Origin of the sequence: Rhodococcus sp. P-2, assembly GCF_016598535.1 — a bacterium.
GTDB classification, from domain to species: Bacteria; Actinomycetota; Actinomycetes; order Mycobacteriales; family Mycobacteriaceae; genus Rhodococcus_F; species Rhodococcus_F baikonurensis.
The window spans coordinates 849,303-875,965 of record NZ_CP066779.1; the positions used below are offsets into that span (position 1 = coordinate 849,303).

26 protein-coding genes and 2 pseudogenes are annotated in these 26,663 nt (G+C 62.2%); 12 read left to right on the forward strand and 16 right to left on the reverse strand.

What is annotated here, in order from left to right; all coding sequences use genetic code 11:
- Positions 1-44: 44 nt before the first annotated feature.
- Positions 45-710 carry an NAD(P)H-dependent oxidoreductase gene (locus I7X09_RS04030; protein WP_200315688.1) on the forward strand — a complete coding sequence of 222 codons (666 nt, stop codon included), beginning with the start codon at positions 45-47 and terminating at the stop codon, positions 708-710.
- On the opposite strand, the gene I7X09_RS04035 is transcribed toward I7X09_RS04030, so the two are convergent.
- Positions 674-1,255 carry a GNAT family N-acetyltransferase gene (locus I7X09_RS04035; RefSeq protein ID WP_095968955.1) on the reverse strand — a complete coding sequence of 194 codons (582 nt, stop codon included), beginning with the start codon at positions 1,253-1,255 and terminating at the stop codon, positions 674-676. The two genes, I7X09_RS04030 and I7X09_RS04035, sit on opposite strands and share 37 nt — an antisense overlap.
- A gap of 77 nt (positions 1,256-1,332) precedes the next feature.
- Here I7X09_RS04035 and I7X09_RS04040 point away from each other — a divergent pair, with 77 nt between their 5' ends.
- Together I7X09_RS04040 and I7X09_RS04045 are read left to right on the forward strand one after the other, a co-directional pair.
- Positions 1,333-2,316 carry a hypothetical protein gene (locus tag I7X09_RS04040; RefSeq protein WP_200315690.1) on the forward strand — a complete coding sequence of 328 codons (984 nt, stop codon included), beginning with the start codon at positions 1,333-1,335 and terminating at the stop codon, positions 2,314-2,316.
- 175 nt (positions 2,317-2,491) lie between these two features.
- A pseudogene (locus tag I7X09_RS04045) lies at positions 2,492-2,896 on the forward strand (GNAT family N-acetyltransferase); the annotation flags it as partial.
- A 143-nt stretch (positions 2,897-3,039) separates the two neighbouring features.
- On the opposite strand, the gene I7X09_RS04050 reads toward I7X09_RS04045, so the two are convergent.
- From I7X09_RS04050 to I7X09_RS04065, 4 genes are read right to left on the reverse strand one after another with little or no spacing between them, the layout of a single operon-like run.
- Positions 3,040-3,930 (reverse strand): sucrase ferredoxin, encoded by an 891-nt coding sequence (locus I7X09_RS04050; protein WP_200317663.1) that lies wholly within the window; start codon positions 3,928-3,930, stop codon positions 3,040-3,042.
- A 42-nt stretch (positions 3,931-3,972) separates the two neighbouring features.
- On the reverse strand, positions 3,973-4,545 hold the full coding sequence (locus I7X09_RS04055; protein ID WP_095968953.1) for a YdeI/OmpD-associated family protein: 573 nt from the start codon (positions 4,543-4,545) through the stop codon (positions 3,973-3,975).
- Positions 4,546-4,554: 9 nt separating this feature from the next.
- The gene (locus tag I7X09_RS04060) at positions 4,555-5,058 is read right to left on the reverse strand and encodes a hypothetical protein (protein ID WP_200315694.1); all 504 of its coding nucleotides are present in this window, start codon (positions 5,056-5,058) and stop codon (positions 4,555-4,557) included.
- An 8-nt stretch (positions 5,059-5,066) separates the two neighbouring features.
- On the reverse strand, positions 5,067-5,627 hold the full coding sequence (locus tag I7X09_RS04065) for a TetR-like C-terminal domain-containing protein (RefSeq protein WP_200315696.1): 561 nt from the start codon (positions 5,625-5,627) through the stop codon (positions 5,067-5,069).
- 289 nt (positions 5,628-5,916) lie between these two features.
- On the opposite strand from I7X09_RS04065, the gene I7X09_RS04070 reads away from it, so the two are divergent.
- Entirely contained in the window at positions 5,917-6,750 is an 834-nt protein-coding gene (locus I7X09_RS04070) for an alpha/beta hydrolase (RefSeq protein ID WP_200315698.1), read from the forward strand.
- On the opposite strand, the gene I7X09_RS04075 is transcribed toward I7X09_RS04070, so the two are convergent.
- Entirely contained in the window at positions 6,747-7,703 is a 957-nt protein-coding gene (locus I7X09_RS04075) for a GlxA family transcriptional regulator (RefSeq protein WP_200315700.1), read from the reverse strand. The genes I7X09_RS04070 and I7X09_RS04075 overlap by 4 nt on opposite strands.
- 124 nt (positions 7,704-7,827) lie before the next feature.
- Here I7X09_RS04075 and I7X09_RS04080 point away from each other — a divergent pair.
- A pseudogene (locus tag I7X09_RS04080) lies at positions 7,828-8,466 on the forward strand (HD domain-containing protein).
- Between the two features lie 9 nt (positions 8,467-8,475).
- Here the strand turns inward: I7X09_RS04080 and I7X09_RS04085 are convergent.
- The 7 genes from I7X09_RS04085 to I7X09_RS04115 form a co-directional block, all read right to left on the reverse strand.
- Entirely contained in the window at positions 8,476-9,432 is a 957-nt protein-coding gene (locus tag I7X09_RS04085) for a R2-like ligand-binding oxidase (RefSeq protein ID WP_095968950.1), read from the reverse strand.
- An 87-nt stretch (positions 9,433-9,519) separates the two neighbouring features.
- Entirely contained in the window at positions 9,520-11,157 is a 1,638-nt protein-coding gene (locus tag I7X09_RS04090; RefSeq protein WP_200315702.1) for a sulfatase-like hydrolase/transferase, read from the reverse strand.
- 45 nt (positions 11,158-11,202) lie between these two features.
- A complete protein-coding gene (locus I7X09_RS04095) occupies positions 11,203-11,544 on the reverse strand; it encodes a DUF6292 family protein (protein WP_095968948.1) in 342 nt (113 codons plus the stop codon).
- A 67-nt stretch (positions 11,545-11,611) separates the two neighbouring features.
- A complete protein-coding gene (locus I7X09_RS04100) occupies positions 11,612-12,367 on the reverse strand; it encodes an alpha/beta fold hydrolase (protein WP_124566516.1) in 756 nt (251 codons plus the stop codon).
- Positions 12,354-13,199, reverse strand: coding sequence for an alpha/beta hydrolase (locus I7X09_RS04105; RefSeq protein ID WP_200315704.1), 846 nt, complete (start codon positions 13,197-13,199; stop codon positions 12,354-12,356). The genes I7X09_RS04100 and I7X09_RS04105 overlap by 14 nt, the downstream gene beginning before the upstream one ends.
- Positions 13,200-13,364: 165 nt before the next feature.
- On the reverse strand, positions 13,365-14,918 hold the full coding sequence (locus tag I7X09_RS04110) for a DNA polymerase Y family protein (RefSeq protein WP_200315706.1): 1,554 nt from the start codon (positions 14,916-14,918) through the stop codon (positions 13,365-13,367).
- Positions 14,915-15,793 (reverse strand): hypothetical protein, encoded by an 879-nt coding sequence (locus I7X09_RS04115; RefSeq protein WP_166810914.1) that lies wholly within the window; start codon positions 15,791-15,793, stop codon positions 14,915-14,917. The genes I7X09_RS04110 and I7X09_RS04115 overlap by 4 nt, the downstream gene beginning before the upstream one ends.
- A 227-nt stretch (positions 15,794-16,020) precedes the next feature.
- Between I7X09_RS04115 and I7X09_RS04120 the strand changes: the two genes are divergently transcribed.
- Positions 16,021-17,220 (forward strand): serine/threonine-protein kinase, encoded by a 1,200-nt coding sequence (locus tag I7X09_RS04120; RefSeq protein WP_200315708.1) that lies wholly within the window; start codon positions 16,021-16,023, stop codon positions 17,218-17,220.
- A gap of 27 nt (positions 17,221-17,247) precedes the next feature.
- On the opposite strand, the gene I7X09_RS04125 is transcribed toward I7X09_RS04120, so the two are convergent.
- Together I7X09_RS04125 and I7X09_RS04130 are read right to left on the reverse strand one after the other, a co-directional pair.
- Positions 17,248-18,636, reverse strand: coding sequence for an FAD-binding oxidoreductase (locus I7X09_RS04125; protein WP_200315710.1), 1,389 nt, complete (start codon positions 18,634-18,636; stop codon positions 17,248-17,250).
- Entirely contained in the window at positions 18,636-19,472 is an 837-nt protein-coding gene (locus tag I7X09_RS04130) for a class I SAM-dependent methyltransferase (RefSeq protein ID WP_200315712.1), read from the reverse strand. The genes I7X09_RS04125 and I7X09_RS04130 overlap by 1 nt, the downstream gene beginning before the upstream one ends.
- Before the next feature lie 135 nt (positions 19,473-19,607).
- Between I7X09_RS04130 and I7X09_RS04135 the strand changes: the two genes are divergently transcribed.
- The 6 genes from I7X09_RS04135 (at position 19,608) to I7X09_RS04160 (ending at position 25,187) form a co-directional block, all read left to right on the forward strand.
- Positions 19,608-20,285: a winged helix-turn-helix transcriptional regulator gene (locus I7X09_RS04135; protein ID WP_200315714.1), complete on the forward strand. Its 678-nt coding sequence runs from the start codon at positions 19,608-19,610 to the stop codon at positions 20,283-20,285.
- Positions 20,286-20,395: 110 nt separating this feature from the next.
- Positions 20,396-20,980 (forward strand): M15 family metallopeptidase, encoded by a 585-nt coding sequence (locus tag I7X09_RS04140; RefSeq protein ID WP_124566522.1) that lies wholly within the window; start codon positions 20,396-20,398, stop codon positions 20,978-20,980.
- 2 nt (positions 20,981-20,982) lie between these two features.
- Entirely contained in the window at positions 20,983-21,624 is a 642-nt protein-coding gene (locus tag I7X09_RS04145; RefSeq protein WP_200315716.1) for a phosphatase PAP2 family protein, read from the forward strand.
- 75 nt (positions 21,625-21,699) lie between these two features.
- Positions 21,700-22,398 carry a response regulator transcription factor gene (locus I7X09_RS04150; protein ID WP_200315718.1) on the forward strand — a complete coding sequence of 233 codons (699 nt, stop codon included), beginning with the start codon at positions 21,700-21,702 and terminating at the stop codon, positions 22,396-22,398.
- Entirely contained in the window at positions 22,395-23,789 is a 1,395-nt protein-coding gene (locus tag I7X09_RS04155; protein WP_095968936.1) for a sensor histidine kinase, read from the forward strand. Before I7X09_RS04150 ends, I7X09_RS04155 begins: the two co-directional genes overlap by 4 nt.
- A gap of 189 nt (positions 23,790-23,978) precedes the next feature.
- Complete coding sequence (locus I7X09_RS04160) at positions 23,979-25,187, forward strand: MFS transporter (protein WP_200315720.1); 1,209 nt, start codon at positions 23,979-23,981, stop codon at positions 25,185-25,187.
- On the opposite strand, the gene I7X09_RS04165 is transcribed toward I7X09_RS04160, so the two are convergent.
- Complete coding sequence (locus tag I7X09_RS04165; RefSeq protein ID WP_200315722.1) at positions 25,184-26,638, reverse strand: MFS transporter; 1,455 nt, start codon at positions 26,636-26,638, stop codon at positions 25,184-25,186. The genes I7X09_RS04160 and I7X09_RS04165 overlap by 4 nt on opposite strands.
- Positions 26,639-26,663 lie beyond the last annotated feature (25 nt).

Sequence of the window (26,663 nt, forward strand, 5' to 3'; positions counted from 1 at the left end):
CCTACTCTTAGTACATAAGCGCACCATCTACTGAAGGAACGCTCATGACCACACTCGTCGTAGTTTCCCATTCCGATCCACACTCGCTGACCCAGCATGTCGCTCGAACTACCGCCGACGCGATCCGCGACATGGGTGGTGACGTCGACATCGCAGACCTCCACGCCGAAAATTTCGATCCCCGTTTCTCCAAAGACGATCTGAACCTGTTCCGCGGCAACGGGACTCCGCCGACTGATGTTGCAGCCGAACAGGACAGAATCGATCGTGCAGACGATCTGATTCTCGTGTTTCCGATGTACTGGTGGTCGATGCCCGCATTACTCAAAGGTTGGATCGATCGCGTCTTCGTCAGCGGATGGGCGTACGAATTCACCCCTGGAAGCGAATTCGTGAAGAAACTGGACCGACTCACCGTCCATCTGATTCCGGTCGCGGGTGACGATGCAGACAGTTTCGAACGCCACGGCGTGTACGAGGCCTTCCGAACACAGATCGAGCGCGGCATCATCGAATACTGCGGTGCCACACTGGGATCGACAACCTTCGTGCACGAGTCGGATACGAAGAGCCGAGACCTCCTCGCAGCAGAAATCCGAGATCTCAGCGAAAGTATCGCGGCACGCGTCGCCTATCCTGCGACCGCAACTTCCCGTGGACGTGCAGACATCGGTCAACTGACGCGCGACACACCCGTTTCCACCCAGTAGCGAAGCGTGTCTCCCGAATGGCCGAGGTTGCGCGACAACTGATCAGCTGGGCGCACGCTGTCGAGTAGACCACCACACCCTTCGATCGCCTTACGCGAACCCGCATTGGTTTCGTCGCAGGTAATCAGGACTCGACTGAGCCCTACCGGGTCACCGGCATACGCGAGCACTTCCCGCAGAGCCGCCGACGCCAGACCTTTCCGGCGCTCCGACGGCCTGACCCCATAGCCGATATGGCCACCTACATCGGCCAAGAACTCGTTCAGGCTGTGTCGCAACTGGATAGCGCCGAGATACCTGCCGTCTCGAACGATCCACCAGTTGGTTGCCGGGACAACGTCGGGCCCCGGCACTGCCTCAGGCTGCGCCAACAACTCCTGCACCCACTGCCCGAATCCGTCGCGGGATGCGAGATCGAGGTCTAGACGTTGCGCAACGCCCAACGCCGAACCGGGCTGATCCGCCTGCGGTCCGCCCCACTCGTCACGCGACTCCAACCAGGACGCCCACATGGCCTCGTCAGGCGCAACCAAATCGACAGTCATAGCAGCGATGCTACTTCGCAACCAGCAATGGTCGAGACTTAGCCTCATTCCATCGCATAGGCACATAGTGTTCCTGTATGAGTGGACGTTTCATAGCTGGGGTCTTTGTCGCCGTCGTCAGTGTCGTTGCCGTTGCGTTGGTTTGGGCCGGCGTTCGAGACTACGAATCTTTCACTCCCCCAGTCGCGACAGCAGTCGATCGGGCAGACTGCCTGGCCCCCGATATTGCCGCCGCGCTCGTCGCCCCCGAGGCACGTGACAGCAGCATCGCCCTTCGCCCTGAGGGAAGTGGATACCCACCTCCTGATTTCAGCCCCGTCGCAGTTGTTCGATGCGAACGCGGAGAAGCGTCCGACGGCGGGTTGACCATCGACTCCATACGCCTCGAGGGAGACATCCACGCGGTAGAGGATGCGTTCCGCGAACAGTCTCGTCGATTTCCTGCCAACGTCCAGGCCGACTGTGCGTACCGTCTCGTCCCGCCGGCCGGATTGTGGTTGGTGGACGAAACAGGAGCCGCCATACGCCCTACCTGGCCGGCTGCGCCCTGCGGCCTGCAAGAGCAACCACACGCAGCACTGAACCGATTGCAGGAGGTCGGCCGCGAGCAACGCCTGGTCGACGGCGAAGCTGCCGACGATGCTGGAATCTGCCCGGAGTCGATCGGACAACCGTTCACGACAAGCACTGAAGCTGACAAGAAACGCATGGAAGAACACGAAGACACTCACGCGCGCCCACTGACGGAAACAGCCTTGGCTACACCGATTTCCGACGTCGGCAGACTACGGGTGTGCCGCTATTCCACCGAACCACCGCTTCCAGAGTCCCGAATCCGCTTGTCACGCCAGCAGAGTGCGGATCTGATGGGGGCTGTATCCACCGCACCACTCGCTGGCCCATGCGATCGCAACGCCCAACACATCGCTTCGATCGAAGTACTTCGTCCTGACGGATCGGGCGGCACGCGGATGGCAGTCGAACTCGACGGATGCCAACGCGTAAATCTCCTCGGACAACGTCAACTAACGCCCGGGGTCATTGCGCTGCTGTTGGAGTAATGCTGACCCGCGGCAACGGGTGTCGTCGGCCGGAGCGGTCTGTCTGGCAGCGCTCAGAATGATCACCCGCACTCGTCATGCCCAATCATCGACGGGCTTGTCACGCCGATGTCGAAGTGGTTGAGAGGAGAATTCGGAGTGGTAAATCTTAACCATCGCCCATAAGGTCCCTGGCATGGAAGACTCTCGAGCGCCAGGAACGAGCATCTCGCTTGAAACCGATCGACTGATCCTCAGGGCGCGCAGAGTGTCCGACGCCGCTGTCCTGCGGGAACTTTGGACCGAGCGCGATCCTCGTGTCCCGCCGCGCCGTCAGATCGATTCCGATGGCCGGCCCACGATCGAAGATATCGAGGACCAGATTCGCAGTAGCTCCCGCGAACTCAATCTGTTGACAGTGGAACGAAAAGTATTCGGCGATGTCATCGGCTACTGCGGACTGATTGACACTGTGCGTGGATCCGACGGAGAGCCTGAACTGGCATTTGAGTTTCTTCGTAGGACATGGAGTCAGGGATACGCGACCGAGGCCTCCTGGGCCGTCCTCCATTGGGCACAGTCATCGGGATATCGACGTCTTTGGGCTACAGTCCGCGACTGGAACGGAGCGTCTCGTCGAGTGATGGCAAAACTCGAGTTCGTCGAGACCGCCCGTGTGGAAGCGGACGAAATCCACGGCGACCTGCTGATCACGACCAAAGAACTGTGACTACAGTCCGAGAATCACAGGTCTCGAATCGACGTGACGACAACTGGCCTCACCGGCTTGGGAGCCGCACCGCAACTCGGTGGACGCGGCGCAAGTTCGGAGACCGCCGTCTCCACCACCCACCGCCGGCCGTCCGCATGTGCGACGACGCACGTCTCGTCACTCGCCTGCTCTACGACAGCCAAGTCGTCGATTCCACAGCTGATTTGTTGTCGCACAGCAATTTCCGAAACCTGCCCCGCAGGAGGCCAGCAACTCCGTCCACGCAGGCCTGACAGATGGACCTGATCTCGCGAAGCCACCTCCACGGCCGTGACACTCTCACCAGCGGACAGACGACCGTATGTATTGCCGCTCGGCAGCAAGATCATCGACGGCGCAAATCGGTGCCCTCCGGTATGAGAACACTCCCACACCTGGGGTCCGAAGGACGACATCAACGCTGCCGCAATCGGTCTGCCGAACACAGCGCAGCACTGGTCGCGCTTGCCGTGAGCGCAGACCAATACGACAGGCTCGGTCACCTGGTCGCCCAATCCTGGCGGCGGCCCATCCAGCAGGGAGAAATCGACGTCGAGTAGATCCATCGGTGAATCGATGCGCAACCTTTCGCACCATGAGTCGCTCGGATCGGAGCGCGCAAGCAGGACGGTGTGTCCATCAGTCAACGGATCGGTGCGGCCGGGTCGACGGATGAACATGATTCGTACATCGGCAGCGTCGGCTCGTCGACTGAGCTCGGCGGCAAGCTCCTCCCCCAAGGCTGTTCCGTCCAGTACGTCACGACCCCACGCTGCGTTGAATTCGAGGCACACCCAACCCCGCACGACGGCAGCACTGCCTGCCAGCGGTTCGTCAACAGCAGACAACGCGGAACAGGTCTCGGCTTCGATCACGAGCCCTATTGTGTCAGCCTCGCTGAAAGTCGATCAGCCGTCCCAGTCAGCTCAGTAGAACTTCTTGCCCTCGGCAAGCTGGTTCACGAACTTCTCGATCCGCCGGGTTCGCGTCTCCGGACGCTTTGCCTCCTGTAATCGGTACGCGATGGCGAACCGGTTGGTGGAATTGAGCGTCGCGTAGAACTCGCGAGCCTTCGGGTTTTCTGCAAGAGCATCGAGAAAGTCCTTCGGCACCTCGGCCTTGGCTGCTCCCTCGTACGCGCGATCCCAGCGGCCGTCTGCCTTGGCCTTCTCGATCTCGGCGATGCCGGATGGCTCGAGTAATCCTGCAGCATCAAGACGGGCGACTATCTCGACGTTGCGTTTGGACCACGGACTCCGCGCAGTGCGGCGCGAAAACTTCTGCACGAAAAAATCGTCGTCGATTCGCCGGGACAGGCTGTCGATCCAGCCGAAGCACAGCGCCACGTCCAATGCTTGGTCGTAGTCGATCGAACTGTGTGACGAGTTCTTCTTGGCCATCTTGAGCCAGAGCCCGGGGACTGCCTCATGGTTCTCGGACAGCCATCGACGGAACTCTTCTCCGTCAGAGAAGTATTCGGTACCGAGTTCGACTGCCATCAGTGCTCCTCATTTTCGCGATACCCATACTCTGACAAAACCCTGCGACAAATATCCGAGAGTTCCAAGTGCGAGCACCCATTTGCCAATACTGACCGTCGAGACGGCGCGAACCCTCGAGTCGGTGATGCTGTCGCGGTGATCGAGGAAACGGAGTCCGACCACGTTCTCGACGTAGTCGCCGGCCGCTGACAGCACGGGCGCTACGGCCAGCGCGCGCCGAGTTGAGGGCGATAGGGGCACCCGCTCGCCGAGCCGCGTGCCTGCTGACCGCAAAGCCATCGCGTAGATCACTGGATGAACGAAGTCGGGGTAGTAGTGACTACGAAATCGCGACGTGGCCTCCGCATCCATGGAGTCCAAGATTTCGATGTACCGACGAGCGGAAAATGCTGTCTGCACGTCCAAGACCTTGGGAGCCACCGGCCCGAGTAAGCGAGCAATATTCGCTTGTGAGACACCAAAAGCGGTGGTCCACAGTGCCATTGCCTTCGCAGATCCAGTTGGTGCCATGTCATCGATCATTTCACTATTGGATCGACGCCGACGACAAGTGCAACCAATTTGTCGATGTCGATACGAGGCTCGGTGTTCTGGGAAACCGCTGCCAGCCGGATCGGCGAAGCTATTGCCGTGAGAACAGTATCGGGATCAGTGCCGTCTGAAATCTCGCCGCGTTCGATCCCGCGGTCGATCATTACCGCTGCCGCATCGAATCGAGCCCGCCAGAACTGTGCGCGCGCAGCCAAGATTTCCGCGTCGTCGGTAGGCATCACGCCCGTGCGGGCCAGTGCCAATCCGGTATCTGTCGCGAGCCAATCCTGCAGGCGTCGAGCAAAAGCTCGAAGATCGCCGAAGAGTGTCCCAGTGTCAGGTATCGGCAAACCTGCATCGGTGAACTCGCGAAGAGCATCCACGACCAGCAAGTCGACCGTCGCCCATCTGCGGTAAATCGACGTCGGATGAACGTCCGCTTCGACCGCTATGGCGGCAATCGTCACCGACTGCGGTCCTAGTTCAGCAACCTTCCGCACAGTCGCTTCGATCACGGCCGTTCGGACCGCTCGACCCCTTTGCTTCATGACCTCATTGTGCCAACCGTGACACCCAGTCATATCGCAATAAGAACTTGCGATATGTTCGAATGTGAGCAATCCCTTACCAGCGAGGTGGCGATTTACATGGTCATGTTCTTCGAAGTTCTATTCGTTCTCGCGTCGGTCGCGATGACATGGTTTGCCATATACGTCATTTACCGCCTGATCCGGGACGACTGACAATGACGTCGTCTCGGATCTGATCACCGACGAGTGAGGTTGCAAGAAAGCGGGCATCCCGTATCGATCATCGGTCCGATAGCGGGGAGCGCGCATGTCGCCCAAGTCCAACCCGACTGTTCTGTTCATCCACGGACTCTGGATGCACCCGACCACGTGGGATCCCTGGGCGCAGCTTTTCAATGCGCAGGGGTACGCCACGATGGCACCCGGATGGCCAGGGGATGCGTTGACGGTGGGTGAGACGCGCGAACATCCGGAGGACATCGCGGGACACGGCATCGAGGACGTGACGGATCATTACGCAAAGGTGATCGCAGATCTCGACGAACCACCGATCGTGATCGGGCACTCGTTCGGAGGCTTGATCGCCCAGAAACTGCTGGGCCAGGAGTTGGCGACTGCGGCAATTGCCATCGACCCCGCTCAGCCCAAAGGTGTGTTGAAACTTCCTCTCGTTCAACTGGGCAGCGTGTTCCCTGTCCTGTCCAACCCCGGCAACTACCGGAAGGCCTACTCACACAACAGGAAATCGTTCCACAAATCCTTCGCCAGCGCCGTGTCCAGGGACGAGTCCGACGCCTTGTTCGAACAGTATGCAATTCCCGCCCCCGGACGGCCGTTGTTCGAGGCAGCACTCGCCAACTTCGCGCCCCACAGCCCCGCTGCAGTGGATTTCAACGCCCGCCGCGGGCCACTGCTGATGATCGGCGGCGGTAAGGATCGCACGGTACCGAAAGCCAGTTCGGACAGCTCGTTCAAGAAGTACGCCAAGGCGCCGACGGTCAACGAATACAAGGTCTTCGGCGATCGGGGTCACTCACTGACCATCGACCACGGCTGGCGTGAGATCGCCGACTACAGCCTGGCCTGGCTCGACAAGCAGGGTATGAACCCACCACAGGGAAAGCACGAGAGCCAGTCCTAGCCGAATGCTTGAAAACGACGACGGTACACCTGCGGCGAGATTCCGAGATGCGTCGAAAATGCTCGACGCAAGGATTCCGAGCTGCCGAATCCTGCCAACTGCGCGGCATCGGTCACCGAGTGGCCGGCATCGAGAAGCGCCTTCGCGGAATCGAAACGGATCAACTCGACGTATTTGGCCGGCGTCGTATCGAGCTCCTCACGAAAGAGCCTCGTCAGGTGCCGCGGGCTCAGGTGCGCCAAGGCAGCCAGTTCGTCGACCGAGTACTCCCCCGCCGGATCCGCTGCCACCACATCGACCACTGCGCGAAGAGCCGGCACTCGTGGCCGCGGCCCGCTCAGCGACGGTGAGAACTGTGACTGCCCACCTGGACGCTGGAGAAAAACCACCAGAAGCTGCGCGACGCGTCGAGCCATTTCTGCACCATGATCACGCTCGAGCAATGCGAGCGCGAGGTCGATCCCGGCAGTCACGCCCGCAGACGAGAACACCGTGCCGTCCTCGATGAAGATGGCGTCGGGAACCACCGTGATCTGCGGATAGGCACGCGCCAACGTCGCCGTGTGCTGCCAATGCGTGGTTGCGCGGCGTCCGTCGAGCAATCCGCTGGCTGCAAGGATGAATGTTCCGGTACAAATCGAGGCAACCCGATCCGACCGCCCTGCCAGGTCGCTCGCCGCCTCACGCAGTTCCGGACTCACCGGCGTGGACGGGAACACGTCACCACCCATGACCAGCAACGTGTCGAAGAAACCGGAATCTACGACGTCACAGTCGACCGGAATGCGCATCCCGGTCGACGAGTCGACATCGTGCCCACCTACCGAACAGATCACCAACTCGTAGTTCGCCCCGCCGCGATTGGCCTCTGCGAACACCTCGCTCGGACCTGCGACGTCGAGCAGTTTGACGCCGTCGAACACCAGGACGGCAACTCGATGCCCTGCGGTCACGATGCGCTCTCCTTCGTCCTGATCTGTGGACAGTATGGCCGAGATCAGGGTGCGACCGCGTGCGTGCTCGACCGACACTGGGATGACCGAGAATTCGCAGCAGCGACGAGCAGAGCAGGTACCGATGAACACGATCATTGCCGGTGTGAAAATCCCCGATTCGAAGATGGCTGCCGATGCCACCGACCTGGTACGAGATACGGCATCCGAGTTACTGTTTCACCACTCGCGACGCGTCTTCCTCTTCGGATCACTTCGAGGAACGCGTCTGGGTCTGCACGCCGACCCCGAGTTGCTCTACGTCGGTGCCATGTTCCACGACCTGGGTCTCACCGAGAAATTCCGGGACAGTACGTCACGATTCGAATTGGACGGAGCAGACGAAGCGCGACAGTTCCTCACCGGCTAAGGGGTCGACGAAACCGACATCCGCACAGTGTGGGAGAGCATCGCTCTGCACACGACGCCAGAGGTACCCTCGCGGCTGGAGCCCGAAATCGCCTTGGTGACAGCGGGCGTGGAGACCGACGTACTCGGAATCGGGTACAAGGAACTCGACCAGGCCGACATCGACGCCGTCACCGCGGCCCACCCCCGTCCGGATTTCAAGAATCAGATTCTGAAAGCCTTCACCGACGGCTTCAAGCACCGCCCCGAGAGCACGTTCGGAACGGTCAACGGTGACGTGCTCGAGCATTTCGTACCGGGATTTCGGCACATCGATTTCGTCGAGGTCATCCAGAACTCGGCTTGGCCCCAATAGAATTCGAGTTCAGCCGGCTGCCTCACTCATCGCAGCGGCATCTTCTTCCCCGAACTTTTCCTCGAGAGTCTCCGGGGAATAGTCGAGGTCGATCTCGGCGACGTCGCGCCCGCGCGCGGACTCGATCGCCGAAAGTCGGCGTTGCGCACGGTCTGCGGCGTACTCGAGGAACTCCTGGTTGTCCAAACCGAACGGCTGCACCTCGAATTGATCGTTGACCCAGTTGATCATTCCCAGTGCCATGGGCATGAGTTCGCCCATCCGCTGCTGGACGACGTCCCAGTTGTGATCGTCGGCGGCGACGTGCCTGCGGCAGGTGAACGTTCCCCACGCCATGTGCCGTCGTTCGTCGTCGCCGATCTTTCGCACCAATTGCTGCATCCCCGGCAGAATTCCGCGCGTCGCACAGACTTTCTGCCAGGCGTAGTAGCCCGTCAACGCCAGGCTGCCCTCGATGACGTGGTTGTACGTGACGCTGGCACGCACCTGGTTGACCGGGCTGGGGTCTGTCTCCAGAATGCGTAGCGACGACGGCAACTCCTCGTAGAACAGTTGCCGGTAGTACGGATTCTCGGCGACGTAGGAATGCAGGTCACTGGTCAGACCCACTTCGTCCATCCACAGCCGAAAGACCTGGGTGTGCTTGGCTTCCTCGAAACAAAACTGCGTCAAGTACATCTCGTCGCCGAATCGCCCCTCGGTCGACATCGCTTTCATGAACGGTTGAATGTCTTCGGTGACGGCTTCTTCACCGGCGATGAACTGCGCACACAGGAAGGTGGCGCTGCGCTGTTGTTCGCTGGTCAGCTCCTGCCAGTCACGGGCATCCTGCGAAAAATCGAGGTCGGTTGGGTTCCAGAATTTGGCATTTCCCTTGGTGAACAATCGGAGTGGGAACGAATCCCAGTTCAACCCTCCCGACCGAAGAGAACTGAAACCTTCTCGCCCCGGCGAGGTGACAGTCATGACATTCCTTCTTCCCGAACCGAAGACAGATGCCCCACCAGCATGCCCGCAGAACTGAAACGTGAATCAGTTTTGACGAAATTCGATCTATTCCTTCAGAGAAACGCCCTTCGTCTCCATCACTGCGAAGAGCTTGGCATTCATCTGCGCCGCCAGATCCGGCCGATACGAGCCGATGTTGAGCGGATTGGCGAGATTGTTCAGTTCCAAGGGGTCGGCTTGTAAGTCGTACAGTTCGTATTGCGGCGCAGCAACTCCCGCAGGATCGAAGTACATCGTGTACTTCCATCGGCTCTCCCGGATGGAGCGGATGTGATTGGGCTGCGTGACGATGTTCTGACCGTCGGGCGTCGCACAGTTCTGATCGTCGTAGGTGAACAGAATTGTGTCCTGAACCTGCGCGCTGGGACCTTGTGGGTAGGCGGCAGCGTCGACGATGACCGGTGTCAGATCGGTACCCAGGAAGTTCCACGATTCACGCGCCGGCGCCTGGGCGAGCGTGGCGAGAGTGGGCATCACGTCGATCAACGATGCCAGGGCGTCGGTTCGAACAGGTTCGGGGAACAGCAAGGGATTGCTGATGACCAGTGGAACGCGCAGTGTTTCCTCGTAGGCGTTGAACACCTTCTGCCGCAAACCTCCGTGGCTCATCCCCATCTCCCCGTGATCGGACATGCGAACGATCACCGTGTCGTCGAGCAGCTGTGGGGTGGCTTCGATCGCGTCGAGCACGCTGCCGATGTGCTCGTCGACCACCTTGTGCATGTAGGCGTAGAAGTTGATGTAGTTGCGCGCCTGATCGGGCCCGAGCAGCGGTCCGAGTCCGGCTGCGAGCAGCAATTCCGACTGAACCTGCGCTGTCGGTTTGTGATTGAGTGCCAGGATCTCGTCGAAGGTGGGTGGTAAGTCGATACCTTGCTCGAAGGCGCCGGGCGCGTCCGATCCATAGTTGTCGCACGTTCCGTTCATCGCATTCCAAGTCTGGGGGTACGCGAGTACGTCGTGTGGATTCACGAACGAGACGATCAGCGCCCAAGGCTGCCCGGAGGTGACGGCAGGTCCGGAGAGGAAATCGACTGCCTCCTCGGCAACACGGCGATCATGGTCTGCGCAGCCGCCACCGAAGTGGTCCGGATTGGTGTCCTGACCCGCGTCGGGGGGAATCCACCCTTCGAAGCCGAATCCCGCTACATCGTTACTTGTCGGATCACCACCCTCGACGCCTTTGCTCAGATGCCACTTCCCCCGGTACTGAACGTTGTAGCCCGCCGACGCCAGCAGTTTTGCCATGTTCTGTTCGGAGACCTGCAACTGGGGCTCGGTGGGTGAGACAGTGCCGCCTTCGGTGAGGGTTCTGGTGACCCCGTGCTGCGCGGGATAGAGGCCGGTGAAGAACGTACTGCGACTGGGCGAGCACATCGCGGTATTGCACACTGCCTGGTCGAACGTCAGCCCGTGATCGGCAATCCTCTTGCGGTTGGGCAGATTCTGATCAGCCCAGCCTCGCGGCCAGTACATCGGCCGGCGCTCCTGATCGGTGATGATGACAACGATGTTGGGTTTCTGCGGAAACCGATCGGCGGGCGCTGCTTTCACCGGCGCCGCGCTCGCCGCGCCGGTTGCGACGTCTGCCACTCCGGCGAGGACAAGAGCACCGACGCCACCGAGGAACGTCCGGCGCGGCAATGAATGACAAAGCGGGGCTGGAACGTTCTCTGGGTTCACGGGCGTCGTCCTCTCGGAGCCGTTGTGGCCCCAGAGTTGACCGAATCAGTGTTCGCTACACATGCGCGAGCAAACTGTCTGGGCGCTGATCAGCTCGATAACCCGATCCGCACAGCGCAGCGGATCCGGAGTCCGGCCGATGCCGAGGGTGTCGACTATCGAAATCGTCCTTCGCACGTCGGACTCCTCGACGCCCCACGACCAACCGAAGTCGTGATTCCAGAGCAGAACTGCGGTCTTCCCCGGATGGTTTCTGGCATGAACGGGAAGGACGATCACCGCATCCATGCTCGGCGCCTGTGGCCATCGGACAGTCTCGCCGTGAACCGATCGTGCTACCGCGTCGACGTATTCGTGTGCGGACCAGTCGTTGCCGTTGGTATGCATGGAAGTACATTCGGTGCCACACACGTTTCGGATGGGTACGCGGCGGGACCGATCGAATATTGCGCTTTCAGGAAATGAACGGCAACACAACGGATTCGAATTGGCGATGACCGTCGCGGTGGACACTGTGTCCGGTACGGAACGAGACCAACTCGCAGCGTGCGACGGTGGCTGCAACAGCGTCGAGGCGAACGGGGTCCACCATCCCGCCCAGACCTCCACGCAGGAACAACATGTCAGCCTCGATGAGCGACAACCGATCCCACCACTGCGGATCCGGTCGGCGGAACTGCTCGAGCGCGGATCGCGTCATCGAGCGATCGAACGTCAGCGCCGCGCGCGGATGCCGCACCAAACTTGTTGTGGCGTGCCACAGTTCTGGCACACTCGGCAATTTCCTCGCGAACACCTGTTCCGGGTCACCTGCGCGTAGTGGCAACGGCGCTTCCTCGATGACCAACTTCCGCACCGCCGTGGGGCGTTTCTGAGCGATCAACGACGCCGCGTGCCCGCCGAGCGAATGACCGACCAGATCCACCTGGTCGAGTTCGAGATGATCACACACGTCCATGACGTCGTCGGCGAACTCGTCGAAGAGATACGACGACGCCCGAGCGCTCCGTCCGTGGCCGCGAAGATCGACCGAGACAACTCGTCGGTTGCGCGATCGCAAGGTCCGCGCGAACTTGTCCCAGGTACCGCTGTCGCCGCCCATCCCGTGCACGAGGATTACCGGAGGCAGATCGGCGACACCGGGATGCGAACCGGAATCGCGGTAGCTGATCTGGACCCCGCCGGCACTTCGTACGTTAGCGACACTCACGAGTTCCCAGGATAGACCTGTCCTCGTGAAATGCTGACGCGGTCGGCCGAGGCGGCAACTCCCCTGGCCGCGTGACCTCGTCGTAGCGACCGAGCCCTATCCTCGCGATGTTGCGCAGCGACTCGCTTGGGTCGGCGAAGTATCCGCAATGCCCTCGAATGGAACCGGTGTCGAAAACAAGGGCTCCGTGCTGCGCCCGTACTGGAGACGGACCGTGCCCGAGGCGACCGATCTTCACGCGCGGGAAATACCGGATCCAGTCCGAGGGCCCCAGAGCAGCCCAGAGATTTCCGGCAAAGCACAGGTCTTCGCGAGAACTGGTCCCCATCCCCGGACTCCCGAGCACCACACAATCGTCTACTCGCGCCGACGGGAGGGCGAGTCCGCACACCACGGCCCCGTAGCTGTGTCCGACGAGCGTCACATGCGCCGAACGCGGCAGGATGCGAGTCAATCGCGCCAGATCGATCGCACCACGTTCTGCGAGTGTCCGCGAGAACGACTCGAGAAATCCCCACGGCGTCCGATAACCGACCCACACGATCACCGCGACGTGGTCGTTCCGCCCGAGCGTTCGGAGCATCCTTCCCAGTGTCCATCCGCTCGCGCGTGGTCCGGTCGGACGGTTCTCGTCGAAGTAGTTTCCCAGTCCGTTGTCGTTACCCGGGACGAAGATGACGATGTGCTCGGCTGTGGCGACATCGCCGAACACCTCCACGATCCGGCCTTCGCCGGACTCGTCGTACGCCAGAAGTTGTGCGTCGTGCAGTTCCGTCAGCGCGTAGTGAAGTCGATCGGTTCCGGAAACGTCAGCTCGGCCCGCCGTTTTCATGACACTCCTCGTGAAGAGTTACAACGACGAGAATCATTGCAACAGTAAGTTTTCGAATGTCGTCAACGCTAGGATCCGAACGTCGGCATGGCGATGGTGCCAACGCCCCTACTGTTCGTACAGCCGACTCGACCATGGCCGGTACAGCTGGCTATACCTGTGAGCTCATTCGTACACACCCTCCACCGACCATCCACCGCTTTCACAGATCATCAGCAACGCCCGCGATTCCTCCAGCAGAACCTGAGCCCGCGCCGCCGTGCGTGCCGAAGCTGCGTCCCACCATCGCTCGTCCACCGGCCAGGGCCCGGCCCATCCCTGCACTGCCCATTCCTTACTCCCCCACTTCAGCCTTCCCGGCTGCGAACTGAAGACACCGCGCTCGGTGACGTACACGGCGTTGCCGGCCGCATCCCCCAGCCACACCTTGGGATTGTCGACGAAGATCGACCCCGGAGACGGTTGCGGCAGACGACCCGGCCACGGGGCTGTCGGATCGTGAGCAGCTATCCGCTCGTCACCCAAGGGCAACAAGGTAATTCGCTCCGAGGGCCCTCGCCCACCGCTCAGGACACCGACCTGAACCGATTCGCCGCCCAGAAGACCTTGCACACGTACCAATGCTCGCCTGGCTCGTTCCTCCTCGTCGCCGACACCGCCCCACAGCCCCAACTGCAAGGCACCGGCACTGACCACCTCCACCGGTTCCAGACGCAACACAGCTATACCTGCGGTCGGCCGGGTCTCACTGCGCCCGGTGAGCCAGCCGTCCAGTTGCCATCGCACTCGATCGGCCGTTCCCTCCGGCGTCAGAGGTTCGGCGCAACGCCAAGTCCGAGAAAGATTTTCACCGTTACCCGTGCTGGCCGAAATCGACAGACGGGTGCACGCCACTGCGGCGGCGGACAGCTTGTCGTGCAGCAGACTTGCCAACGCGCGCCCGGCAAACGCTGCGGCATCCACCCGCTCGATCGACGGATCGTAATGCTGCTCCACATCCAGATCCGGCGGAAGCGTCCGCGCCGACGGTGGCCGCTCGGGTTCACCACGCGCCGCACGATGCGCGAGCACCGCATCAGCGCCGAAACGCGAAGCGACGTCCACAGCCGGTAAATCCGCGAAAGCACCGATGGTCCTGATCCCGAGCCTGCGCAGCAGATCCACCAACTCTCCGCGATGCGGTGCAGACAGGCTGGGCTCGGCCGCCAACTCCGGCATGGGTAGCGGCGCCAGAAACCGTGCTCCCTCCCCCGGCGGCACCAGCGCTGCCCGGCGCGCGGCAATGACCGCGGTGGACAGTTGATCCGCCACCCCCACCTGGCTCTCGACGCCCGCAGCAGATGCCTGATCCACCAATCGTTCCGCCGCGGCTTCCTCCGAACCGAAGTACCGACTGACACCTCGTGCGCTGAGCACCAACAAACCAGGACGGAGTACCTCGACGCCCGGTGCCACCGCATCGATGGCCGCGGCCACCGGCTCGAACAATCTGGCGTCGCGTTCCGGATCTGCCGTCGCCACATACAGTTCCGGGCAGCGGGCCTGCGACTCGCGTCGTCGTAGGCCTCGGCGAACACCCTCCGCACGAGCCGTCGCCGAACATGCGATCACACGGTTACCCGAGGTGACCGCGACGGGATGTGTTGCCGGAAGATCGGCAAGTGCTGCCGCTGCCACCGCCGGCCAATCCGGGCACCACAACGCCAGAACTCTGCTCACAGTGACACCACCTGCTCCGACATCACATCCTGCGACATCACACCCTCGACCGGCCGAGAAGGTACCCACTCGACCCGCCCGGCTGAACTGCAGATGTCCAGACGCGTGGTCCGGGGCTGGAACGAGCGCCCCCGAGCACGAACCGCGAGGCTCAGGGAATTGAGCCGACCACGCCCCAACTCTCGGCCCTGACCGAACCCACCGTAACCATGAACCCGAGCGTCCAAGCGAACCTCAGCACCGTCCCAGTGACCTTCGGTGACAACAAGAGTCGAGCCCTTGCTTCGAGCGCGTGCCACTACCGCCCGAGCACGCGACGGGGATACCGATGCACCCGCCAATCCCAGAATCACCAGATCCATACCGTCGAGCAGCACAGCGGCAATCTCGACCGGATCCGGCCCTGGCGCCGGAACGAGTGCCAGACGTTCCAGTTGCGCACCCATCTCGTACGCCGCCAGCAATCCCAGTCGAGGCTGCCCGATGACTGCCACATGCCCTCCGGACGCCGTCACCGACGCGACCAATCCCAAAAGCAAGGATGCCGCGCCGTCGACGGACACCACGGTTCCGCGTACCAAACCACCCTGCGGCAACAATGCCCCGATACCTTCCGGCACCGGGAGAACACCAGCCTTGTGCGCGCGGTCCACGACCGGCCTGTCCCTGTCCGCAACACTCTCGGACGCTGCTGCACTTGTCTCGGAAACACCAGCGACGGACACACCAGCCACCGACACGCTCGGTCCAGAGAACGACGTATCGCCCCGAGAGGGAATGGACGCGATCTGTCGGCGGAGCTGCGCCAGCCGATCCTGACGGGACAATCCCGCCGCATCTGCCGACAGCTCCACCAACTCGGTCACCTCGGTCATCCCCATCCTCCGGAACACCGGAAAAACTCACTCGGCAGCAATCCATAACCAGCCGGCAAACCGCGGGGAAGTCGGGTCTGACATGCATCCAACGAACAGCAATTTCGAACATATTTTCGAACTGTTTTCAGTAAACCGTGTCACCCCCGACACGTCAAGCAGAGCAAAAATCCCAGTTCACAGGAGCCTCGAGCGTCACAGTGGCATCAATCCATTAACCTTGAGATGTGACAGCTCAGGAGCAGACCGGGAGGGGCATCGGGCCCGAATACCTGCTGGCGGGGCGGTACCGACTCCGCTCCAAGATCGGCGACGGAGGGATGGGCGCCGTCTGGCTGGCCCGCGACACCCTCCTCAGCCGTGACGTCGCGGTGAAACAAGTCACAACCACGGAAGGCCTCGACACCGAAACGGCCGAAGAGGTCCGCGAACGTACATTGCGCGAGGGCAGGAACGCCGCAAAGCTCACCCATCCCCACTCCATCGCCATGTACGACGTCGCGATCGAGTCCGGCGAACCGTGGTTGGTCATGGAGTACTTCCCGGCCCGCAGCCTCGCCCAGGCCATGAACCTGGCCGACACGTTGCCACCGCTCGAGGTCGCGCAGATCGGCGCACAGATCGCTGCGGCACTCACCGAAGCGCACGCCGCCGGCATCGTCCACCGCGACATCAAGCCAGGCAACATCCTGATCGCAGATCGAGGCAAGTCCCTCGGCACCGTCAAGATCAGTGACTTCGGCATCGCCCGCGCAAAGAGCGACGTGTCCGACTCCCAGGACGAGGTCATCACCGGCACTCCCGCGTACTTCGCACCCGAAGTTGCCCGCGGCGATGATCCCACCGAGGCCAGTGACGTCTTCTCACTCGGGTCGACGCTCTACACCGTGATCGAGGGTCAACCGCCCTTCGGCATCGACTCCGACGCCATCGCCCTCCTGCACCGGGTCGCCAAGGCCGAGATCTACCGCCCCACCAAGTCCGGACCGCTCACCGACGTTCTTCTTCAGCTCCTCGAGCCCGACCCCACCCGCCGGCCGACGATGGCTCAGGCACGCGACGCACTCGCCGCTGCCGCGACAGGCGGCGGCACGATCGAGCAGTTGATCGACGCTCCCGTCTACTCGTCCGAGGGTGCCGTACCGGCCTGGGCGCACCGGACCACACAACTCGCCGACCCACACCGTCGCAATCGCCTGACCGGCTCCACGATCACCGGACTTCCTGCAGTGCAACAGAACACGCCTCTGCGAAACGTTCCCAGTCCGATGGACATGTTCTCCTGGCCGCCGCGGATACCGACCGGCCCCGCCGATGCCAGCACCCGAGACAAGGTAGTGGCCTGGGCTCCCCTCGCCATGACCGGCATGGTTGCCGTCATCATCCTGGCCGCACTGATCGTCGTCATTCTGGTGTTCACTGTCTGACCGGTGTTCACGGTCTGAGTACAAGCTTCACGCAGGCAGGATGTTCGCGTTGAGGTGAAACACGTTGTCCGGGTCGTACTTCGCTTTTACCGCGGACAATCGCGCGTACTTCGCCGCGCCGTAGGAAGCTCGCACCCGGTTCTCGTCGACATCGGTCATGAAGTTGACGTACCCGCCTTGGTTGGAAGAGAACGGACGCAACGCTTCCCAGGTCTCACGCACCCACGATCGGTCCAATTCCAGCGTCCCGGCATCGGTTGCCGTCGCCGTCATATTGCACACGTAATGCGGTGTGCGAGAACCACCGAACGCAGTGTCGTCCTCGCCGACGGAAGTGAAAGCTCCCTGCAGCGGAAAGATCGGCATGAAGGACATCGGCGACGATTTCTTGCCCGCTTGTTCGGTCAGAACATCGATCACGTCGTCGGAGAAATCCATCAGATCCAAAGCCTTCTCATAGGCGTACGCACCCCACGGCTCCGATTCGTCGAGCATCGACTGCAACCCGATGTACGGGAGCGGGGTGACGAACTCGAAAAGCGTCGGCAAGCCCTCTCGAATCGGCGCAATCGCATTCGAGTGTTCCTCTTCCGATCCGAAACCGGCTACCAGCAAGGCGTAGCCGGGCAGTAGGTGAAATTGATCCGGGACAAACGGCGCCGGTGGCGCGGACAAACTGACGGCAACCATCGCACCGGTATTTCTCGGCAGGGCAGGCACCACCTCGCGACACAGACGAAGCGCTGCGGGTCCGTCCTCCATCCCCCAGAAGAACAGTCCCAGATGCACTTCCGGACCGATCTCGCTCAAACGGTACTCGAATTCGGTGACCACCCCGAAGTTTCCGCCACCGCCGCGCAGTGCCCAGAACAGGTCGCTGTGATCGTTCTCGGAGGCTCGCACGATCGAACCGTCGGCAAGTACCACCTCTGCCGACACCAGGTTGTCGATCGCCAGGCCGAGCGTGCGCGTCAACCACCCCATGCCACCGCCCAGAGTCAGGCCACCGACACCGGTATCGCTGATCACTCCGCCGGTCACTGCCAAGCCGTGTTCCTGCGTCGCCGTGTCGAGGTCGGCGATCGTTGCACCACCACCGACCCTGGCTCGCTTCGCGGACGGGGCGACGCTGACTACGTTGATCGCACTGAGATCGATCATCACACCGCCTTCACACACCGACGTGCCTCGGTAGGAATGCCCGCCACCTCTGACCGAGACCTCCAACGAGTGGGCTCTGGCAAAAGCAAGTGCCACAGACACATCCGACGCCGACCTGCACCTGGCGATCACCGCCGGCCGGTGATCGATCTGTCCGTTCCAGATCGATCTGGCGTCGTCGTACTCCGGATCTCGGGGACCGTACACAGAACCTGTGACCGCCGATTTCAGCGGCGCGAACTCGACCGTCGTCATCACACACCTCCTTTGTCGGGTGTCGCGGTGACCAGCAGGTACTCCCACTCCATCGCGAAGGGCTCGCTTCCGCTGCCGTACTTTTTCGCCAACTCGAGCAGATCTCGATCCAACGCCTGCGTCCGCGCCGGGTCGTCGGCGATGTTCCGGTACACCGCGATGGTCGGGCCGTAGTTCTTCTTGAAGAAGTCACGAAAATCTTCCGGCCCACTGAATCTGTCCACACGCAGGACGTTTTTCCTGGTGACGACATCGCCGAGCAGATCACGAACATGGTTCTCGTCACCCCACAACGGCGCCGGTTGGGTTCCGGGAGGCGGCGGCGGTGCGTACGGTTTCATCGTCTTGAACATCTCGCCGATGAACCCCGTCGGAGTCCAACTCAGCACCCCGATCTTTCCGCCGGATCGACACACTCGCAGAAGCTCGTCCGCGGCGCGCTGATGATGCGGTGCGAACATCACGCCGACACACGAGAGCACCACGTCGAACTCGTTGTCGCGGAAGGGAAGAGCCTCGGCATCTGCTTCCTGCCAATCGAGTTCGACGCCGGCGAGCGCAGCGGCCTCCTTTCCGGCCACGAACAATTCCGGAGCGAGGTCGGTGGCGATCACCTGCGCACCCAATGCGGCCGCCGGGATCGCCGCATTACCCGACCCCGCCGCGACGTCCAGCACGCGATCACCTTCCTGCACGCCGCACTCGCCGACCAGTACCGGCCCGAGATCCGCGATGACCTGCGCCGCTACCGCCGGATAGTTACCCAGACCCCACATGGCCCGGTGCTTGGCCTTCAGCTCGCGATCCAGCCCGAGCGTTCCCGTTGATTCACTCATTACGGTTCTCCTTCAATCTTTTTCGTACTTCTAGCCGACAAACGTCGATGCCGTTACTTCGACGCTACGACGGCTGTCCGCCCCTCTCCAGTACGAAATCTGTACCGGAGCATCCCAGAGGCCTACGATCGAGAGATGGGGTCCTCGTACCACCAGTTCTGCCCCGTCGCCAAGGCGATGGAGCTACTCGACGAGCGGTGGACACTGCTTCTCCTGCGCGAACTGATGATGGGAAGCGAGCACTTCAACGATCTCCGACGCGGACTTCCGCGAATGTCACCGACATTGCTCTCCACGCGACTGCACCAACTTGCAGTTGCCGGCATCGTCGAGCGAGAAGAAACCGACTGCGTCGTCAGCTATCGTCTGACCGACGCCGGCCGCGAACTGCGGCCTGTGGTCGAAGCTCTCGGCATCTGGGGTACCCGGTGGATCGGCGAGCTGGGCGACGAAGACCTGGATGCGAAACTGCTGCTCTGGGACATGCATCGCCGCGTGGATCACTCCGTGGTGCCCGACGGCAAGACCGTGGTGCAGTTCGTTTTCTCCGGAGTACGTGGACATTCACGACACTGGTGGCTCGTCATCAATTCCGGCGAAGTAGACATGTGCGATATCGATCCGGGTTTCGACGTCGCAGTGTCGGTCGCCGCAGGCTTGCGACCGATGACCGAGATCTGGCGCGGTAACCTGACCTGGTCGGACGCCATACGGTCTGGCGACGTCACCATTTCGGGGCCCGCAGCATTGCGTCGCAGCTTGCCTTCGTGGTTCGAACTGTCGACTTTCGCATCGATTCCGCGCCCTGCTTAACACATCCTCACCAGCACCGTTCCGTCCTGTTACAGAGCTGTTGCAGACCGTGACACCGTCGACGAACGGTGACCACCTGTCGGTGACACTGACCGAGCAGTCTCTGTCGTATGCCCAGCCACCGCGGAATCATCCGCCTCGTCGCACTCGGTGCAGTCGCACTCGGTACGCTCACGCTCAGCGCGTGCTCGTACACGGAAGAAGCAAAGCCCAAGAGCGGTAACTACCTTGCCACTCAGCCTGATTCAGGGCCAGCAGGTGGCGAGATCGAGGGCGGCATCAGCTTGCAGGACACTCACGTGCCGGCTCTGGCCCGTCTCGATTCCGCCCTACTCGCGGCGTTGCAGTCGGCAGCGGCCGACGCACAGGCATCCGGGGTTGCCATGCACGTCAGTTCGGGTTGGCGATCCGCTGCGTATCAACAGCGGTTGTTCGACGAAGCCGTCGTCAAGTACGGCAGCGTGGACGAAGCGTCCAAGTGGGTGCACTCCCCGAGTCTGTCGAAGCATGTCAGCGGACAGGCCGTCGACATCGGACCGACCGATGCCGACGACTGGCTCATCCAGCACGGCAGCGATTACGGCCTCTGTCAGACCTACGCCAACGAGATGTGGCATTTCGAGTTGGCGACCACTCCCGGCGGGGAATGCCCGCCCCAATTGAGCAACCCTTCGGACGAGAGAGCGGAAGGCTGATCATGACACGAGTCAAACCATCGAGACTGATTGCCGCACTGGCACTTCTGATCCTCGGAGTCATCGAGTTCGAACTGGCAGTCAACACGACCGGTGGCCAGATCATCGACCAACAACTCATGGTGGGCGCGGCCACCTCAGAAGGCCTCGGTGTCTTCTCCACCGAGTTCATCGGCCTCGTCACTCCGATACTGATAGTGGGAGGAGTGCTCGTGGCGCTCATGATCACATTGCGCAACAACCCGATTGCGCTGGCCCTACGCGTCGTCGTCGTGACCCTCGGTCCCATCACGACGGCCTGGGTTCTCAAACAATCGTTGGATCGACCGGACCTGAACGGTCTGGTGATGCACAATTCCTTCCCCAGCGGCACTCTGACGGCCATCGCTGCTCTGGTCTGCGCGATCGTGCTCGTCACGCCCTCGAGGTGGCGGGCAGTCGTTGCAGTCAACGGCGCGCTGCTCACTATCGGAACCGCGATCTCGGTAGTCGTGTTGCAATGGCACCGGCCGAGTGACGTGATCGGTGCGCTACTGCTCGTCGGCTGCTACACCCTTGCTGTGTCGGCATTTCCGTTGAACACCAGCGTCGCACGGCACGCGGTGCTGGCAGACTCGGGCAACGAGCGACTCTCGAGAGTGTGACCCCTGTACCCTTGGCTGACCGAGATTCCTCCGACCGCAGAAGGCCCCCGATCATGGCGAGTCCAAGGTGAGCGCATGGTGAGCATTCTCTTCATAGAAGACGATCCAGCGGTGGCCGAGGCAATCACGTTGGGGCTGAACCGACTCGGGCACAACGTCAGCCATCGCCCCGATGGTAACGGCGATCTCGACGACGCCCTCGGTGCCACGGACCTCGTCCTACTCGACCTCGGGTTGCCAGGAGCCGACGGTTACGAGATCTGTCGACGCATCCGCACTCGCAGTTCCATCCCGATCATCATCCTGACCGCCAGATCCGACGACATCGACACTGTTGCCGGTCTCGAGGCCGGTGCCGACGACTACGTCGTCAAACCGGCCAGTCCGCGTGTCCTCGACGCTCGGATCAAAGCCGTCGTGCGGCGCTCGGCACCAGCAACGACGCGTCCGGATGCGGCGCCGGGTGCAGAGACATTCGGCGACCTGGAATTGGATCGCTCGTCATTGCAGGTCCGCAAGGCCGGAACGCTGCTGACCCTGACTCCCACCGAACTCCGACTGATACTGGCACTGACCGAGAACCCAGGGCAGGTCCTCAGCCGCCGGCAGTTGTTGTCCGCAGCTTGGGACCAGGAATACCTGGGCGACTCCCGAATCGTCGATGCAGCGGTGCAACGACTGCGCGGAAAGATCGAGGACGACCCAGCCACACCGACCGTGATCGAAACGGTGCGCGGGTTCGGGTATCGCTTCAACACCAGCCCGGCCCGATGAGACCGACCTGGCTTCGGGTCGACGGTCTGCGGACGCGGCTCGTGCTCGTGTTCATCGCAATCGTCGTGATCATCGCCGGGGCAACCGCAGGCGTCGTCTCGTTCATGGCGCGGTCGTGGATCTATTCCAACGCTCAGGACGTGGCGACGGCACAATTTCGCGACGAACTGCAGTACAGCAATGGACCGCCGGTAGACGGGTTGACACCTGACACCCTCGACCAGATCTTCCAGTCCGACATGACTCTGATCGTCGACGGGGAAGTCATCCGTCAAGGATCAGTGGATGCGGCAACGATCCCACCCAGCTTCGAAGAGGGTTTGGACAGTCCCAAACTGATCCGCTTCGAGAGACTCGACTCCCAGCGCATCATGTTGGGAATGTCGGTCAATGTCGTGGACATGACTGCAGACGACGGCTACGACAACGAGACACTGGTCAAAGCCGTCACCATCCGGCCGCTGGTAGGGGTGCAGGACAAGTTCGACGACCTGCTTCGAGCTGTCGGTCTCACCCTCGCCGCCGGTGTGTTGGTAAGCGGTCTGCTCGGGCTGTGGATCGCGTCGACGCTTGTCCGCCCACTCAAACGCCTCGACGAAGCCGCCGCCCGCGCCGCCGACGGCGACCTGAGCGTCCGGCTCCCCGAAGACGGAGTAGCCGAACTTGCCCAGGTCACCACAACGTTCAACAACATGGTCGCTCGCAACGAAGCAGTCATCCGAGGTCTGGAAGAATCGGAAGAGCAGTCGAGAAGATTTGTCGCCGACGTCTCCCACGAGCTTCGAACGCCGCTCGCAGCACTGGTGCCCGTCAGTGAGATCCTCCGCGAAGAGATCCCCAACCTTCCGCCGGACACCGCCGCTGCCGCGCGCATCGTGAGCAGCGAAATCGGCAAACTCACTCGACTCGTCGAAGATCTGATCGAAATGTCTCGCCACGACTCACAACAGGCGCGCCTCGTCCTCGACGACGTCGACCTCGTCGAATTGACCGAGCGCACACTCGAGAGCCGCGGCTGGATCGAAACCGTCGAACTCCGCGCACTTGAAAACGTCAGTGCCAGAGTGGATTCGCGCCGAATCGACATCGTCGTCGCCAACCTCGTCGGTAACGCACTGCGCCACGGCGCGCCCCCGGTTCGCGTCGAGTTGAGTGTCGAACCCGGTTTCTCCGTCATCACCGTCGTCGACCACGGCCCCGGCATCTCACCCGAAGATCGGCAGGCAATCTTTCGGCGGTTCTACAAGGTCGACACCGCGCGCGGACGCAGCGAGGGCAGCGGACTCGGACTCTCCCTCGCCGTCGAGAACGTGCATTTGCACGGCGGCACCATCGGCGTCGACCAGGTGGACGGGCGCACGGTCTTCACGGTTCGCCTGCCCCGTCGCTGACCCCCTTCCCGAGCGAACGTACCTTTCAGCGCACCCAAGGCGATCGTCGTACCGTTCGCTCGAAAAGGGGTGGGCACCTCGCACCCCAGACCGCCCACATCCGACCAAATAGTGGGATTCTGGTTTCAACATGTGAAACTACGCGAGTAGCGTCGGTATCGTCGAACAGCGTAGAAATCGGAGGGCACCATGACGCAGGCGTCGCGGTTGGACAAGACGGCCGTCTCCCCCAAGGCGTGGACGATGCTCGGAATCGGCGTCGCCGCCCAGGCAGCAGGCACCGTCTTCGTCAGCACCCCCGCCTTCTTGATCCCACTACTGCATTCCGAGCACGGCCTCTCGTTGACGCAGGCCGGAACCCTGGCCGCTGCACCCACTTTCGGCATGGTTCTCACGCTGGTGGCCTGGGGCGCGATGGCCGACAGATTCGGTGAGAAATGGGTCATCTCCATCGGACTCGCGTTGACGGCGATCGCTGCGCTGGCGGCGACAACCACCGACAATTACGCCCTCCTCGGGATCGCGTTCCTGCTGGGCGGCATGGCCGCGGCGAGCACCAACGCTGCCAGCGGACGTGTTGTGGTCGGCTGGTTCCCCAAGGATCGGCGCGGCGTCGCCATGGGTATCCGGCAGATGTCACAGCCCTTGGGCGTGACCATTGCGTCGCTGACCATCCCGACCCTCGCCGCCAACGTCGGCATCGGTTGGGCCGTCGGCCTGTCGGTAGCTCTTAACGGCGTTCTCGCCCTGATCTGCGCTGCCGCATTGGTCAATCCCCCGCGACCGGCGGCGCAGCCCACCGATGTCCCGGTCGAGACGGTCAACCCCTATCGCTCGAACTGGTTCCTCTGGCGCATCCACGTCGTCTCGGCACTGCTGGTGTTTCCGCAGTTCACCCTCTCGACGTTCGGTCTGGTCTGGCTGATCAGCGAACAAGGATGGGATGCTGCGCCCGCGGGACTCCTGATCGGGATCTCCCAGTTCGTGGGCGCGCTCGGACGCATCGTCGTCGGCGTCTGGAGTGACCGTGCCGGAAGCAGAGTAGGCCCCCTGCGGTTGGTTGCCGTCTCTGCATCTGCGGTCATGTTGGCAATGGCGGCGGCCGACGCAGCGCCTTGGGGCGTTCCCGCCCTGATTCTGCTGCTGGCAACCACCGTCAGTGTCGCCGACAACGGTTTGGCGTTCACATCCGTCGCCGAGGCGGCCGGGCCGAAATGGCAAGGAAAAGCGTTGGGCGCACAGAACACCGGGCAGTTCATTGCCGCGTCAGTAGTGGGCCCGGTGGTCGGTGCGCTGATCGGCGCGGTCGGCTACCCGCTCGCCTTCGCGATAGTCGCGGCATTTCCGGCCGCAGCAATCCCCTTGGTGCCCAGCCGAGACCGCGACATCAGCGTCTAGTCCACGATCGGATTCGGTTGCACTGCAGGACCCGTCAGATCGCAATGCGGCTTGCAGGCAACCGAATCCGCTTCCTGAACCGGCTCCACAATCGGAGTACGGATCAGCGCCGCGGCGATCACGGCACCAACCAACAGCAGCGCCACACAGATGTACATCGCGTATCGGAATCCGTCGGAGAAACTCGTCGGATCGACCAGGCTCTCGGCGTCGATCCCCACTAGGGCCGGCAGGGCGGCAACGGCAAGAAGTTGACTCGTCCGGGCAACGGCATTGTTCACACCGGACGCGATTCCCGACTGCTCCACCGGCACCGAGCCGAGCACCGCGGCGGTCAACGGCGCCACCATCACCGCCAGGCCGAGCCCGAACACCAGAACTCCCGGCAGCACGACGGTCAGGTACGACGCATCCGGGCCGATCCGCGTCATCAACACCAACCCCACCGCGGCAACGGCGGGCCCGACCGTCATCGGCAATCGCGGTCCGTGCGTCTGCGCGTAACTGCCCGCGCGCGAAGACAACAGCAGCAATGCCAAGGTGATCGGCACCGTTGCGACGCCGGCAGCCACCGGCGAGTACCCCGCAACCAATTGCAATTGCAGCACGAGCAGGAAGAACACACCGCCCAGCGCCGCATAGACCGCGAGGGTCACCAGATTGGCCGCAACGAACATCCGCGAACGAAACAGGGACGGCGGCACCAACGCACTCGGCGATCGACGTTCCACGACAACGAACAGGCACAGCGCGAGCACCCCGACCAGCCCGACTATCGGGTTGACTTCGATCAGCCCGTACGTCAGCGCGCCGAGACCGACTACTGCGCAGGCAGATCCGACCACATCCAGGTGCTCGGGCGGATGCGGGTCGCGGCTCTCCGGCACGTGGCGCACCGCTGCCCACACCACCACGATCGCCAACGGAATATTGAGCAGGAACACAGATCGCCATCCCGCCACTTCCACCAGCCAACCACCGAAAAGCGGACCGACAGCGCCGGCGACGCCACCCAAGCCCGACCACAAGCCGATGGCCGCGCCGCGGTCCTCCTCGCGAAGTGACGCGGAGATGATGGCAAGGCTGCCAGGCGTCAAGAGCGCAGCCCCCACTCCCTGCAGGATCCGTGCAATCACCAGAAACGTGATGTCTGGCGCTATTCCGCACAGCAACGACGCGACCGCGAACCAGACCGTCCCCCACACGAATACCCGTCGCCGACCCCACCGATCACCGAGAGCGCCACCGAGGAGTATCAGCGATGCCAACGCCAAGGTGTAGCCGCTGAGCGTCCACTGCAGTCCGGCGACACCGGAATCCAAGTCCTCACCGATGTGCGGCAGAGCAATGTTGACGACGGTGCCGTCGAGAAGAGCCATGCTGGAGCCGAGAACGGTGGCGGCGACAACCCAACGCCCACGTCTCGACGCGAGCGCCAGTGGTTCCGTCATCGCTCCATGGTGCGCCCTCACGCGC

What these genes read in the sequence shown, in the direction of transcription:
- I7X09_RS04030 (WP_200315688.1), top strand. Translation starts at nt 45, where the DNA reads ATGACCACACTCGTCGTAGTTTCCCATTCCGATCCACACTCGCTGACC.
- I7X09_RS04035 (WP_095968955.1), bottom strand. Translation starts at nt 1,255, where the DNA reads ATGACTGTCGATTTGGTTGCGCCTGACGAGGCCATGTGGGCGTCCTGG.
- I7X09_RS04040 (WP_200315690.1), top strand. Translation starts at nt 1,333, where the DNA reads ATGAGTGGACGTTTCATAGCTGGGGTCTTTGTCGCCGTCGTCAGTGTC.
- I7X09_RS04055 (WP_095968953.1), bottom strand. Translation starts at nt 4,545, where the DNA reads ATGGCAGTCGAACTCGGTACCGAATACTTCTCTGACGGAGAAGAGTTC.
- I7X09_RS04060 (WP_200315694.1), bottom strand. Translation starts at nt 5,058, where the DNA reads ATGGCACCAACTGGATCTGCGAAGGCAATGGCACTGTGGACCACCGCT.
- I7X09_RS04065 (WP_200315696.1), bottom strand. Translation starts at nt 5,627, where the DNA reads ATGAAGCAAAGGGGTCGAGCGGTCCGAACGGCCGTGATCGAAGCGACT.
- I7X09_RS04070 (WP_200315698.1), top strand. Translation starts at nt 5,917, where the DNA reads ATGTCGCCCAAGTCCAACCCGACTGTTCTGTTCATCCACGGACTCTGG.
- I7X09_RS04085 (WP_095968950.1), bottom strand. Translation starts at nt 9,432, where the DNA reads ATGACTGTCACCTCGCCGGGGCGAGAAGGTTTCAGTTCTCTTCGGTCG.
- I7X09_RS04095 (WP_095968948.1), bottom strand. Translation starts at nt 11,544, where the DNA reads ATGCATACCAACGGCAACGACTGGTCCGCACACGAATACGTCGACGCG.
- I7X09_RS04105 (WP_200315704.1), bottom strand. Translation starts at nt 13,199, where the DNA reads ATGAAAACGGCGGGCCGAGCTGACGTTTCCGGAACCGATCGACTTCAC.
- I7X09_RS04115 (WP_166810914.1), bottom strand. Translation starts at nt 15,793, where the DNA reads ATGACCGAGGTGACCGAGTTGGTGGAGCTGTCGGCAGATGCGGCGGGA.
- I7X09_RS04125 (WP_200315710.1), bottom strand. Translation starts at nt 18,636, where the DNA reads ATGACGACGGTCGAGTTCGCGCCGCTGAAATCGGCGGTCACAGGTTCT.
- I7X09_RS04130 (WP_200315712.1), bottom strand. Translation starts at nt 19,472, where the DNA reads ATGAGTGAATCAACGGGAACGCTCGGGCTGGATCGCGAGCTGAAGGCC.
- I7X09_RS04135 (WP_200315714.1), top strand. Translation starts at nt 19,608, where the DNA reads ATGGGGTCCTCGTACCACCAGTTCTGCCCCGTCGCCAAGGCGATGGAG.
- I7X09_RS04140 (WP_124566522.1), top strand. Translation starts at nt 20,396, where the DNA reads ATGCCCAGCCACCGCGGAATCATCCGCCTCGTCGCACTCGGTGCAGTC.
- I7X09_RS04145 (WP_200315716.1), top strand. Translation starts at nt 20,983, where the DNA reads ATGACACGAGTCAAACCATCGAGACTGATTGCCGCACTGGCACTTCTG.
- I7X09_RS04150 (WP_200315718.1), top strand. Translation starts at nt 21,700, where the DNA reads ATGGTGAGCATTCTCTTCATAGAAGACGATCCAGCGGTGGCCGAGGCA.
- I7X09_RS04155 (WP_095968936.1), top strand. Translation starts at nt 22,395, where the DNA reads ATGAGACCGACCTGGCTTCGGGTCGACGGTCTGCGGACGCGGCTCGTG.
- I7X09_RS04160 (WP_200315720.1), top strand. Translation starts at nt 23,979, where the DNA reads ATGACGCAGGCGTCGCGGTTGGACAAGACGGCCGTCTCCCCCAAGGCG.
- I7X09_RS04165 (WP_200315722.1), bottom strand. Translation starts at nt 26,638, where the DNA reads ATGACGGAACCACTGGCGCTCGCGTCGAGACGTGGGCGTTGGGTTGTC.